The sequence below is a fragment of the Nitrospira sp. genome (assembly GCA_037045225.1).
GTDB lineage: Bacteria > Nitrospirota > Nitrospiria > Nitrospirales > Nitrospiraceae > Nitrospira_A.
In genome coordinates this window covers 94925-106930 of sequence record JBAOHZ010000009.1, presented here as the reverse complement: position 1 = coordinate 106930, position 12006 = coordinate 94925, and the positions used below count along the sequence as shown (strand labels likewise).

Below are 12006 nucleotides of genomic sequence, written 5' to 3'. Positions count from 1 at the left end.
CCTATGCCTGCCGACCAGAGGGCTCAAGTTCGAACACGACGCGACCGGAGACGATGGTGGTCGTCACCTGTCCCTTCACTTTCCATCCGGCAAACGGTGTGTTGCGGCTCTTGGAACGAAACCGTGAAGGATCGACTTGCCACTGCCTGTTGGGATCGACGATGGCCACATCGGCCGGAGCCCCGACGGCCAGGGTCCCGGCATTGAGGCTGAAGGCTTTCGCCGGCGCCGTCGAGAGTTTCTCCACTGCCGATTCGAGCGTGAGCACGCCTTCGTCCACCAGCGCCAGTGTCAACGACAGCGCGGTCTCCAAGCCGACGATGCCGAACGGCGCTTCAGTGAACTCCAGCTGCTTCTCTTGCGTCGCATGCGGGGCATGGTCGGTGGCAATCACGTCGATGGTGCCGTCGCGGAGCCCCTCCTTGATCGCCTGGACGTCCTGCAGGGTTCGCAGCGGAGGATTCATTTTTGCGTGGGTGTTGTATCCGCGCGTCAGTTCTTCGGTCAGCGTGAAATGATGCGGACAGGCTTCTGCTGTGACCTTGAGGCCGCGCGCCTTGGCTTCCCGCACCATTCGCACCGAGCCGGCGGTGCTGATATGCGCAAGATGGAGGCGGGCGCCGGTCAATTCGGCCAGCGACACATTACGGGCCACCATGACATCTTCCGCCGCGGAGGGAATTCCGGGCAGGCCAAGTTCGGTCGAGACTAGGCCCTCGTTCATACATCCGCCTTCGGAGAGGTGCAAATCTTCACAGTGGTCGACGACGGGCACGTCGAACGCCCGCGCATATTCCATGGCGCGACGCATGACGAGGCTGTTCATGACCGGCTTGCCATCGTCGGAAATGGCCACGCATCCTGACCGGCGCAGGTCGCCGATTTCAGCCAATTCTTTGCCTTCCGATTTTTTCGTGATGGCGCCGATCGGATAGAGGTGGGCGTTCCCTGCGGCCCTCGCGCGCTCGAGCATAAATTCGGTCACGGCCTGATTGTCGTTCACGGGATTGGTATTGGGCATGGCGCAGACGGTGGTAAATCCGCCCGCGACGGCGGCAGCCGTTCCGGACTGAATCGTTTCTTTATACTCGAAGCCAGGCTCACGGAAGTGGACATGGAGATCCACGAATCCCGGCAGTACCAGTTGGCCTTTGGCTTGAATGATGGTGGCGCCGGCCGGAGCCTTGAGGGCCGTTCCGACGGCAGAGATTATTCCGTTCTCGATCAGGACATCCGCCACGCCGTTCACGCGTCCGGGATCGATCACATGACCGCCTTGAATCAATAGTGTCATCGTGTACTCATACAAAAGAAAAGGTAAAAGGATTCACTCGGTCGCATGGCCCGTCTCAGCCCGCTCCCGACATCAGATACAAAATACCCATGCGCACAGCGACGCCGTTCGCCACCTGATCGAGAATGACGGACGAAAGACTGTCCGCCACGTCAGGGGCGATTTCCACTCCGCGATTGATCGGACCCGGGTGCATCACGATGGCGCCGGGCTCGGCCAGCTTTACGCGTTCGCTGGTCAATCCATAATGTCGCGCATATTCACGAATGGTCGGAAACAGCGCCCGTCCCTGTCGTTCCAGTTGGAGTCGCAACATCATGATGACGTGCACGCCTCGGAGGGCTTCGTCCAGGTTGTGGTACACCTGCACTCCGAGTTGACCGATTTGCAGGGGGATCATGGTCGGCGGTCCGACGACACGCACTTCCGCCCCGAGTTTCGTGAGGGCAAAAATGTTCGAGCGGGCGACGCGGCTATGTGCCACATCGCCGACAATCGCGACGCGTAGCCCGGCGAACTCCAGTTGCCGACTGCGAATGGTGTACAGGTCGAGCAATGCCTGGGTTGGATGTTCATGCCACCCGTCTCCGGCATTGATGACCGAAGATTTCACGCCCCGCGCCAAGGTCTCCGCCGCGCCGGCCGAGGAGTGTCGCAGGACGATGATATCGGCCTGCATGGCTTCGATGTTTCTGGCCGTATCCAGGAGGGTCTCTCCCTTCACCACGCTGCTGGAGGAGGGAGAAAAATTGATGACATCGGCGCTGAGCCGTTTGGCGGCCAGTTCAAACGACGTTCTGGTTCTCGTGCTCGGCTCGAAGAAGAGGTTGACGACTGTCTTGCCCCGTAACGCCGGCACCTTCTTGATCTCCCGGCCGGAGACTTCCTTGAAGGAGTCCGCGGTTTCCAGGATCAGCGAGATGTCATCCGCCGACAGGTTGGTCAGGCTGAGCAGGTCTTTCCGTTTGAGCCCCACGACAATGTCTCCGGTTACGCCCTAAGGATGACGACACGGTCTTCTTCCCCGTTTTCTTCGAGATGGACCTCAATGGCCTCCTCGCGCGACGTGGGAATATTTTTACCGATGTAATTGGCTTTGATCGGCAGTTGCCGATGGCCGCGATCGACCAGCACCGCCAGTTGAATTTCTGCCGGTCGCCCCAGGTCGATCAGGCTATCCATGGCGGCACGAATGGTGCGGCCGGTGAAAAGCACGTCGTCCACGAGCACCACCTTGAGATCGGAAATCTTGAATGGCACCGAGGTTTTGCGGAGGATCGGTTGATCCTTTCGGAGCGACAGGTCGTCTCGATACAGTGTGATGTCCAATTCGCCGATCGGGATCTGGGTACCCTCGATGTCATGGATGCGCCGCACGAGACGATGCGCCAGGTGCACGCCCCCCGTTCGGATTCCCACCAAGGCCAGATCCTTGATGCCTTTATTGCGTTCTAGGATTTCATGCGCGATACGAGTCACGGCGCGGGCGATATCGCCGGCGTCCATCACCACACGTTCCTGCCGGTTGCCTGTTGCGGGTTCGGTTGTCATAGGTGGTTCACTCAATGGGGCATAAAAAAACCTTCCCACCGGTTTGGATGAGAAGGTGCGGGCTGTCGGACGGCGGGTTGCCGTGTCGTGTGGTCATAATCTCCTTACCCACCTCACAGGATGAGCGTTAAAGGCCAGCCGATCTTAACGAGTTGCTCCTACCGTGTCAAGAATCCTGTGTCCCGATCGGCCGGCGTTTCAAGGCGATGCGTTCATTGACTCCCTGCATGCCATTTGTTAGCTTCGTGCCGTTGAGAGGCGGTTCGACTCTCTCGACGATCATCCAGTCACCCGGAATTTATCAGCTCCCATCTCTGAAAGGATCGCGCATGACTGCCTCTGCTGCTTCTACCGCCACGCCTGACCTTCTGACCGCATTGGCCAATAAGGCCACACACCTTCGCATAGACAGTGTGAAGGCGACGACTGAAGCCGGGAGCGGACATCCCTCCAGTTGCTGTTCGGCCGCAGACATTGTCGCGGTCCTGTTTTTTTCGGTGATGCGGTACGATCCGAAGAATCCGAAATTACCCAATAGCGATCGATTCGTCCTCTCGAAAGGCCATGCGGCGCCCCTGCTCTACGCAGCCTGGGCGGAAGCCGGGTTGTTTCCCAAATCGGAATTGCTCAAATTGCGCACCCTCGGGTCCGATCTCGAAGGTCATCCGACTCCCCGCCTCTCATTCGTGGATATGGCCACCGGCTCGTTGGGGCAGGGATTGCCGGCTGGAGTAGGTCTCGCATTTAATGCCAAATCGATCGACAAGACTGACTACCGGACCTATGTGTTGATGGGCGACGGCGAATCCGCCGAAGGCTCCGTGTGGGAAGCGGCGGAAGTGGCGCGGCACACGGCGTTGGACAACCTGTGCGCGATCGTGGATGTGAACCGGTTGGGGCAAAGCGACCCCACGATGTTGCAGCACGACATGGAGGCCTACCGTGCCCGATGGGCCGGGTTCGGCTGGCATGCCATCGTGGTGGACGGTCATGATGTCGGTGCCCTCGTCGCGGCATTCGCCGAAGCGGCGCGGACCAAGGGGCGACCCACGGTGTTGCTGGCAAAGACCTTCAAGGGGCGCGGCATCTCTTTCATGGAGAATCATCCGGACTGGCATGGAAAGCCCTTGAAGAAGGGCGAAGAAACGCAGAAGGCCCTGGATGAGCTGACACGTCAACTTAAACCCAGCTCGACGGAACTTCAGATTCCGGTGCCGACCGCCATCAAAGCCACGGCCCCCGCCAAGGGGACGATGGCACCCCCACCGTACAAGCTCGGTGACTCAGCGGCGACGCGTGAAGCCTTCGGAGCCGCCCTCCTGGCGCTCGGTGAAGCCAACCCGCAGGTGGTGGCGCTGGATGCGGATGTGAAAAATTCCACCTATAGCGACAAGTTTGGAAAACGGTTTCCCGACCGCTTCCTGGAGAACTTTATCGCGGAGCAGAACATGGTGGGTGCTGCGGCCGGCATCGCGGCCTGCGGAAAAATTCCTTTTGTGGCTACGTTTGCCGCGTTCTTCACGCGAGCGTACGATTTCATTCGTATGGCCGCGATCAGTCAGTCGAACATAAAACTCGTTGGCACTCACGTCGGTGTGAGCATCGGTGAAGACGGCCCGTCGCAGATGGGACTCGAAGATCTGGCGATGATGTCGGCGCAGCCCGGTGTGACGGTGCTGTACCCGTCCGACGCGCTCTCGATGTACAAACTAGTGGAAGTGGCTGCCGCGCATAAGGGGATAGTCTACCTCCGGGCCGGTCGTCCCAAGACGTCGGTGATTTATGGCGCGGATGAGACGTTTCGGATCGGCGGTTCCAAGGTTGTCCGGCAGAGCGCAGCCGACCAGCTGACAATCGTGGCGGCAGGTGTCACATTATTCGAAGCCTTGAAGGCCCATGACCAGTTGAAGGCGGCCGGGATTACCACTCGTGTGGTCGACCTGTACAGTATCGTGCCGGTGGATCGGGCGACGTTGCTGGATTGTGCCCGGGCGACCGGTGGACGGTTCCTGACGGTCGAAGACCACTACGCGCACGGCGGTATCGGCGATGCCGTGCTGAGCGCACTGGCCTCGGAAGGTGTCCGGGTGCATAAGTTGGCGGTTCGGGAGATTCCACGTAGCGGAAAACCGGATGAGCTCGTCGATCATTTCGGAATTGGAGTACGCTCGATTGTCGAAGCTGCCAAAGAAATCGCCAAAACAGCCTCCCGCTGAACAATCCGGTTCCGATGTTCCGGTTGGGCTGAATCAGATTCCTCTCCTCCAGATCCTCAGCGCCCAGGATCGCCAGAAGGTCCTGGGCGAAATGACGGAAACCCGTTACGGCAAGGGACAGTATATCTTTCGTGAGGGTGATCCCACGGAGTACTTCCATATCGTCAAGGAAGGGTCGGTCAAGTGCGTCAAATCGTCGCTCGACGGGAAGGAGTGCACCTTGAAAGTGCTCATGCCCGGCGACCTGTTTTGTTGCGATGCCTCGGCCTTCAACGGCGCTTCCCATCCGGGCACGGCCCAGCCCATGGGGGATGTCAGCGTGTTGCGGATGAAAAAGGATGCGTACTTCAAGATGTTGCGCGCGAATCCCGATGCCGCGATGGAAGTGATCCGATACCTCGGCAACCGTCTCAATGAAGCGCAGGAAAAAGCGAAGGTCCTCGCACTGGATCGAGCCGACCAGCGCCTGGCGGCTCTGCTGGTAAACCTGGCTGAACGAAGCGGCATCAAGGAACCGAACGGAATTCGAGTGTCCGTTCGTCTTACTCGTCAGGATATGGCGAATATGGTAGGCGTGACCACTGAAACCGCCATCCGAATCATGGCGCGCTTCAAGAAGGATCGCCTGGTATCCGGAACGGCCGCCCGCCTCGTTATTCGTGATCTCCTGAAGCTCAAGCTCCTCGCTTCCACGTAATTTCTTTCACGACAGGGCGTGTATCTTTAAAAACATGACATTTGTCATGTTTTCTTGCCTTCGGCCTGCGTATGGTGTAGGCAGATGCGCAACATTCCTTGCTGGAATGTCGATCTGGGGGCAAATGAGCTTTCAGGCGCAGAGAGAATCAATCGAATTACAGGAGGCATGAATGCACGAACAGGCACGGGGTAACAATCACGGGCGCGACCGGTGCAAGGTGGCGGCGCTGTTGGGACTGACGCTGGGGATGGTGGCCAGTATGGCCATGCCCGTCGAGGCCAAGACCCACGATATTCAGATGACGGCGGTGGAGACGGATATCGTCATCGACGGCGGCGGGGAAAAGTATGCCGCCTGGACGTTTAATGGGCAGTTTCCAGGTCCCGTGGTGCGGGTGACGGAAGGTGATACCGTCAATTTTACGTTGACGAACCCCAGCACCAACAAGAATCCGCACGCGATGGATTTCCACGCGGCTGAAGTCGATTTCTTGAAAAACTATCGGGCCGTCAACACCGGCGAGAGCATCAGCTTCACCTTCACGGCTAAGAAGCCGGGGGTATTTTTCTATCACTGCGGCGCACCGCCCATGATCCAGCACGTTGCGCGCGGGATGTTCGGTGCGATCATTGTGGATCCGAAGGATGCCAAAGTGTGGCCGAAGGCGGATCGCGAGTACGTGTTGGTGCAGTCTGAGTTCTTCAAGAATCCAAACGATGTGCAAGCGATGTTCGATCGCAAGTATGACGGCATGATGTTCAACGGCGGCATTTTCAAATATCACCCCTTCGTGACCGGCGGGGGAAAACTCGATGCCAAGCCAGGAGAGCGGGTGCGGATTTATTTCGTCAATGCGGGCCCGAACGAGTTTTCTTCGTTTCACCCGATCGGCGAGATTTGGGACAACGTGTATGAGAGCGGCAACCCTGCCAATAATCTGAAGGGCGTCCAAACCTACGTGGTGGGACCGGGTAGCGCGGCCACCTTCGATGTGGTGGTGGAATCTGCCGGAGCCTATCCGCTGGTGACCCATTCACTCACAGGGGCCTTGCGGGGGGCGATCGCGGTGTTGCTGGCAGGTCCAGATGCCAAGCCGGCGCCGTTGATGCCGATGGTGCCGTGGGAGTTGCCAGCGAAGTAAGACGAGTGGTGTTTGTGAACGAGCCCAGCCGGCCCTCACGGGCGGCTGGGCTCAGGGACCGGTAATCGTGAACAATGAATTTGTACCCGGTGTGTGGTTATTGGGAGGTACTTATGCGCTTTTCGGTAACGAGACTGGCGTGCAACTCCCTGATCCTCGGCGGCTTACTGAGCCCAGTCGTTGCCGAAACCTCGCAGGAGCGCGTGGCCCTTTCCTTGTCAGGACCAGACTGTGTCTCGCAACGCCCGTCCATCGTCGCGGCCTTGGTCCGGATTCCCGGCGTTAATCATGTTGATGTCGAAAGCGTGCCGGACCATGCACTGGTGGATGTCGTTCAGCCTGGAGTGACGCCGGAATCCCTCGCGACGGCGGCGCACGGTGTGGCGTCGAGCCGGCAGTGCTCGGTTTCGATCATGAAGTCCTGCATCTCCGCAGCCCCTTCCCCGCCACACCCGTAACGGATGCTTGCAACGGTTCGACCTTTTCTTCAGCATCCATACCCAGGAGTTCCGGACCGACCAACCTTTGCTGTTTTTCAATCCCCGCTGGAATAACTTCATCGACATTCTTGATTTTCCGAAGCACAAGCCGCTGAGTCCGCGAAAGTGAGCGGTCATTTGGTATGAGCGGATGCGCGTGGAGTGACGAATGAGGATGGTGGAATGTTACGACAAACCCGGCGCGACAAACACCAGCACTTTCAGCTGCTGCTGCGTATGATTCTGCACCCCGTGTTCGTCACCCGCCGGCGCCATGGTACCCTGCCCCGAGCCGAGTACTTGCTTCTCTGAGCCGACCTGAAAGGTGCCTTCTCCTTCCAGTACGATGTAAATCTTGTCCTGCTCACCGTGAATGTGGCCCTTCTGTTCCTGGCCCGGCTCGAAACAATAGATATCACAAAAAAAACGGGGTGTTTGGAAGAGGTTATTCTTCTTCATTTTCTCGGCACTGAACTGCTGATAGTCTGAGAGCGTGATCACTTTCATGTCGTGGGCTCCGCGGGTAAGGATGAAGAAACGGTGTCAGGCCTGTGCAGGCGCGTGATAATCGGGTCGACGGAAATCAGGTGACGCGAAAGACCCAAGTCCGATGCGGGGAGGCCCATCGCGAGGCCGAGTAGTTGCGGGAGATGGAGAATGGGGAGATTCAGCGCGGCCTTCACGGCCCGCCCTGCTCGTTCCTGATAGATGTCTAGGCTCATGTGACAGAGCGGACAGGGTGTCACCATAAAGTCTGCGCCGTGCTCCTTCGCGTCTTTCATATTGGTTCCCGCCATGGCGACCGCGATGGCTTCTTTCTCCAAAATGATCGGAAAACCGCAACACTTGGTTCGTCCGGCGTAGGCGACCGGTTCTCCGCCGACGGCGCGAATGATTTTTTCCAGCGAACTGGGGTTTTCCGGATCGTCGAATCCCAATTCCCAGGACGGTCGTAGCATGTAACAACCATAGAAGGGGGCGATACGGAAGTCACGAAAGGGAGAGTGAACGGTGTCGGCCACTCGAGTCAGTCCGAGATCCCGCACCGCAATCCAGAGCAGGTGTTTCACCTGGATGCTGCCGCCGTAGTTGATGCCGTCTTGCGCGAGGATCTTATTGATTCGCTGGAGGGTGGCCGGTTCGTTCTTCAGGCGCCGGTTGGCTGCGCTCATCACTCCCTGACAGGTGCCGCAAATGGTCATCACGTCCAGTCCGAGCCGCTCTGCCTGGGCAAAGGTTCGGGCATTGAGCGCGAGGGCGAGATCCGGATCGGCCTCCCCGATCACGCCGGCACCGCAACAGGAGGACGCGGCCAGTTCCACGACCTCGATACCCAAGCGGCCGACGATGGCCATCGTGGATTGGTAGAGTTCAGGTGTGGCGCCTTTTGCGGCACAGCCGGGATAGAGAGCAAATTTCAATGGCATGGAATTGGTCGCCTGTTCGTCTGATCCGCTCGTCTCACCATAGCGTATTTCACCCCTCGGTGAACAGGCCGAGATGAAGCTCCTGTGGCAGATGCCTTGGCATGGTAATTGAGGGAAGAAGGGTGAGGTTGCATCTGGATGATCCTCTGACCGGGGTGAGCCATGGGGCTCGACTACGGCAGTTTGGAGAGCGTCTCGCGATAGCTTTTCTTGAGGTCTTCAAGGGATTCGTTCAAGCCGTCTTTCATCTTACTCCAGGCTGAACTGGTCGAAGCATTCAACTCATCAAACCGTTTCCGGGCCTCGTTCTTGCGGTGCTCAAGGTCCTGAATCGCCTTCTGCAGTTCGGTCCTGGCTTCCGCCGATGCGACGCTGGTCTTCTTCTGCAGTTCCGTCATCTTGATCTGGAGGTCGCCCAGCTCGGCTTGCACCGCCTGCAAGAAGCTGTCTTTTTGCTCGCGCGTATACTGTTTCGTGGATTCGACCGCCTCCTTGGTATCCCGGATGACCTTGTCGGCCGTCGAAGAGGGTGGTTGGTCGGGTGGCGCTGCCCAGACCGAAACCGTGAGGCAGCCGACGAGCAGACTCAACAGAGCCAGTGTTTTTCCAACGATCATGAGGAGACTCCTTCGTGATTTCTGAGGCGCATGAGCCGTCCGATGTATGTAGGCCTATGATATTCACTCTGCCGCATGTTCTGTGTCCATCCTTGGATTTCGCAGGGTTAAGGTTTTTGGCAAAACGAACCGAAAAGGCTCTAGAACGCAGAAGAACCCGAAACCTTGAGCTGTGGTGTGAGGCCTATGAGCGCTGAACCAGCTAGAACCACGGACGCGACCCCGGCTTCAACAGGGCCATTGGAACAACTTCTCATTGAGCGTATCCAGAAGGGCGCGATCGAGCTCCCTCTGCTCCCTCAAGTCGCCTCTAGGATTCTGGCGATGGTCTATGATCCGAATGCGGAGGCAGCGAAACTGGCGGCCCTCATTCATCAGGACCAGGCGTTGGCGGCCCATGTCATTCGAATTGCCAATTCCCCAGCCTACATGACACGTAACCCGGTGGTGTCCCTACAACATGCCGTCTCCATGCTGGGCATGAACCTCATGTCGGAACTGGCATTTTCCGCTTCCATCAAGGGGAGCGCATTTAAGGTGCCGGGATGGGATGATGAAGTCAAGCGTCTCTGGCAGTATTCATTGGCCAGTGGCGCCTATGCCAAGGAAATTGCGCGCACGCGCCGGTTCAACGTCGAAAGTGCCTATCTTTGCGGCCTCTTGCACGGGATCGGCAAACCAGTCGTGCTGCAGACGTTGGTGGCGCTGGCCAAGGAACAAAATTGTACCTTGACGAAAGAATGGCTCCATCAACTCCTCGAGGGCTATTACATCCAGGTGGGGTTGCTCGTAGCCGAAGATTGGGGCCTCCCGCCCCCGGTGGTGGAGTCGATCGGCTTTCACAACGATTACCAGTATGCAAAAACGGCCAAACAAGAGTGCATGACGACCTGTCTCGCCGGTCGGTTGGCCACGCATTTTCTCGATCCGGAGGGATTCGATGAAGCGACGGTGCGGGAGCATGCGGTCTTTGCCGATCTCAATTTGTATCCAAAAGATATCGATATGCTTCTGGCTTTGAAGGAAAAGGTGCAGGTTGTTGTGGAGGCGATGCCATTGTGATCGGTTCCAACGCGTATGACATCGTGGTGGTGGGCAGCGGTCCTGCCGGGCAGAAGGCGGCCATCCAAGGCGCCAAAGCCGGCAAGAAAGTCGTCCTGATCGAACAGGAACAGGGCATCGGCGGCAACTGTGTGTACCGGGGGACGATTCCCAGTAAGACCCTGCGCGAGACGGCCTTACAGTTCGAGCGACTCAAACGGTCGAGCGAAGTGTTCGAGGGACGGCTGCGGTCTGATGTGCCTATGTCCGTGTTGCTGCATCGTTTGGATGAAGTGGTCAAGGCGCACGAATGTTACATGGCCGATCAACTTGCGCGTAACGGCGTCACCTATCGGCACGGGCGCGCCCGATTTCTCTCGCCGCACGAGATTGAATTGGAGGCGATCGATGGCGCCAGGCAGGGGCTCCAAGCCGATACGATTGTCCTGGCGACCGGATCCCGGCCGCGTTCGATTCCTGAAATCCCTGTCGACCATGAACATGTCTTGGACAGCGATTCGATCTTGTCGATGATCTATTTGCCCCGCTCGTTGACGGTCGTCGGGGGAGGCGTGATCGCCTGCGAATATGCCGCGACCTTCGCGTTGCTCGGGGTGGAAGTCACCCTCATCGACAAGGCCTCGCGTCCACTCCCCTTCATGGATAAGGAAATCGTCGACGTATTTCAACGCAGCATCGAGCAGCAGGGCGGTCGGTTTTACGTCGGCCATACCGTCATAGAGGTGGCGTGGGATGGAGTCTCCGCTGTCATTGCCAGGTTGGAAAACGGCATGGCGGTGAAGAGCGAAAAAATGTTGGTCGCCTTGGGGCGGCAACCGAACGTCGAGGAATTGAATCTCCAAGCGGCAGGGTTGACGTTGGATGAAAAGGGCCGCATTCCCGTGAACGAATATGGGCAAACCGAGCTCCCTCACATTTTCGCGGCCGGTGACATGTTAGGCCGCCCTCCGGCCCTGGCCTCACAAGCGATGGAAGACGGTCGCCGAGCCGTCAGTCACGCACTGGGAATTCCCATCGGGGACTCCCTGAACCAGGTTCCCGTCGGGATCTATACCATTCCCGAGATCGCGTCGATCGGACTTGATGAGGAACAGGCCGCTGCCCGTTACCGCGGCCCGCTGGTCGGGCGCGCGCGGTTCACAGAAATTGCCAAGGGGCAGATCACGGGAGCCTGCAATGGACTGTTAAAGCTCATTGCCGATCCCTCCGGCGAGCGATTGCTCGGGGTACAGATCGTCGGCGAGAATGCGACCGAATTAATTCACATCGGCCAGATGGCCCTGCAGGACGGGGCGACGATTGATCGGTTTATCGACTCCATCTTCAGCTTTCCCACGTTTGCCGAAGGGTATCGCGTGGCCGCCCTCGATATCCTAGGCCAACGCCGCAAGCAACAGAGTCCTCCTCAGGCCGCATAATCTCCCGTTCTCCTGTCGCCGTCTTCCTCTTTGACCCCCAGGCCTTATGTGCGCTACTCTCTGGTCGATCCGTACGTCCACCGCCGGAGGGCTGGTCGTGA

At 58.3% G+C, this 12006-nt stretch carries 12 protein-coding genes; 6 read left to right on the top strand and 6 right to left on the bottom strand.

The features are described 5' to 3' along the window. Nucleotide 1: 1 nt before the first annotated feature. Genes V9G17_01635 through pyrR form a run of 3 tightly spaced genes read right to left on the bottom strand, consistent with a single transcriptional unit; the run spans nt 2 to nt 2845 of the window. Nucleotides 2–1294, bottom strand: a complete 1293-nt coding sequence (locus V9G17_01635; GenBank protein ID MEI2751276.1) for a dihydroorotase — start codon at nt 1292–1294, stop codon at nt 2–4. Between the two features lie 55 nt (nt 1295–1349). Continuing rightward, the gene (locus V9G17_01630) at nt 1350–2270 is read right to left on the bottom strand and encodes an aspartate carbamoyltransferase catalytic subunit (GenBank protein ID MEI2751275.1); all 921 of its coding nucleotides are present in this window, start codon (nt 2268–2270) and stop codon (nt 1350–1352) included. A gap of 14 nt (nt 2271–2284) precedes the next feature. Continuing rightward, entirely contained in the window at nt 2285–2845 is a 561-nt protein-coding gene (gene pyrR / locus V9G17_01625; protein ID MEI2751274.1) for a bifunctional pyr operon transcriptional regulator/uracil phosphoribosyltransferase PyrR, read from the bottom strand. Nucleotides 2846–3174: 329 nt separating this feature from the next. Between pyrR and V9G17_01620 the strand changes: the two genes are divergently transcribed. The 4 genes from V9G17_01620 (at nt 3175) to V9G17_01605 (ending at nt 7360) form a co-directional block, all read left to right on the top strand. Further along, entirely contained in the window at nt 3175–5061 is a 1887-nt protein-coding gene (locus V9G17_01620) for a transketolase (GenBank protein ID MEI2751273.1), read from the top strand. Beyond that, nucleotides 5018–5758: a Crp/Fnr family transcriptional regulator gene (locus V9G17_01615; protein ID MEI2751272.1), complete on the top strand. Its 741-nt coding sequence runs from the start codon at nt 5018–5020 to the stop codon at nt 5756–5758. Before V9G17_01620 ends, V9G17_01615 begins: the two co-directional genes overlap by 44 nt. Before the next feature lie 172 nt (nt 5759–5930). Next, on the top strand, nt 5931–6902 hold the full coding sequence (locus V9G17_01610; protein ID MEI2751271.1) for a multicopper oxidase domain-containing protein: 972 nt from the start codon (nt 5931–5933) through the stop codon (nt 6900–6902). Nucleotides 6903–7015: 113 nt separating this feature from the next. Beyond that, complete coding sequence (locus V9G17_01605; GenBank protein ID MEI2751270.1) at nt 7016–7360, top strand: hypothetical protein; 345 nt, start codon at nt 7016–7018, stop codon at nt 7358–7360. Nucleotides 7361–7567: 207 nt separating this feature from the next. Here V9G17_01605 and V9G17_01600 read toward each other — a convergent pair whose 3' ends face one another. From V9G17_01600 to V9G17_01590, 3 genes are all read right to left on the bottom strand, one after another. Continuing rightward, nucleotides 7568–7888 carry a cupin domain-containing protein gene (locus V9G17_01600; protein MEI2751269.1) on the bottom strand — a complete coding sequence of 107 codons (321 nt, stop codon included), beginning with the start codon at nt 7886–7888 and terminating at the stop codon, nt 7568–7570. Continuing rightward, a complete protein-coding gene (locus tag V9G17_01595; protein ID MEI2751268.1) occupies nt 7885–8808 on the bottom strand; it encodes a CoB--CoM heterodisulfide reductase iron-sulfur subunit B family protein in 924 nt (307 codons plus the stop codon). Before V9G17_01595 ends, V9G17_01600 begins: the two co-directional genes overlap by 4 nt. A 173-nt stretch (nt 8809–8981) precedes the next feature. Continuing rightward, nucleotides 8982–9425: a hypothetical protein gene (locus tag V9G17_01590; protein ID MEI2751267.1), complete on the bottom strand. Its 444-nt coding sequence runs from the start codon at nt 9423–9425 to the stop codon at nt 8982–8984. A gap of 186 nt (nt 9426–9611) precedes the next feature. Here V9G17_01590 and V9G17_01585 point away from each other — a divergent pair, with 186 nt between their 5' ends. Together V9G17_01585 and sthA are read left to right on the top strand one after the other, a co-directional pair. Beyond that, nucleotides 9612–10487, top strand: a complete 876-nt coding sequence (locus V9G17_01585) for an HDOD domain-containing protein (GenBank protein MEI2751266.1) — start codon at nt 9612–9614, stop codon at nt 10485–10487. Beyond that, nucleotides 10484–11905: a Si-specific NAD(P)(+) transhydrogenase gene (sthA, locus tag V9G17_01580; protein ID MEI2751265.1), complete on the top strand. Its 1422-nt coding sequence runs from the start codon at nt 10484–10486 to the stop codon at nt 11903–11905. The genes V9G17_01585 and sthA overlap by 4 nt, the downstream gene beginning before the upstream one ends. The last annotated feature ends 101 nt before the right edge of the window (nt 11906–12006 follow it).

Coding starts and splice junctions, on each gene's coding strand:
- V9G17_01635 (MEI2751276.1), bottom strand. CDS start 1,294: ATGACACTATTGATTCAAGGCGGTCATGTGATCGATCCCGGACGCGTG.
- pyrR (MEI2751274.1), bottom strand. CDS start 2,845: ATGACAACCGAACCCGCAACAGGCAACCGGCAGGAACGTGTGGTGATG.
- V9G17_01620 (MEI2751273.1), top strand. CDS start 3,175: ATGACTGCCTCTGCTGCTTCTACCGCCACGCCTGACCTTCTGACCGCA.
- V9G17_01610 (MEI2751271.1), top strand. CDS start 5,931: ATGCACGAACAGGCACGGGGTAACAATCACGGGCGCGACCGGTGCAAG.
- V9G17_01605 (MEI2751270.1), top strand. CDS start 7,016: ATGCGCTTTTCGGTAACGAGACTGGCGTGCAACTCCCTGATCCTCGGC.
- V9G17_01600 (MEI2751269.1), bottom strand. CDS start 7,888: ATGAAAGTGATCACGCTCTCAGACTATCAGCAGTTCAGTGCCGAGAAA.
- V9G17_01595 (MEI2751268.1), bottom strand. CDS start 8,808: ATGCCATTGAAATTTGCTCTCTATCCCGGCTGTGCCGCAAAAGGCGCC.
- V9G17_01590 (MEI2751267.1), bottom strand. CDS start 9,425: ATGATCGTTGGAAAAACACTGGCTCTGTTGAGTCTGCTCGTCGGCTGC.
- V9G17_01585 (MEI2751266.1), top strand. CDS start 9,612: ATGAGCGCTGAACCAGCTAGAACCACGGACGCGACCCCGGCTTCAACA.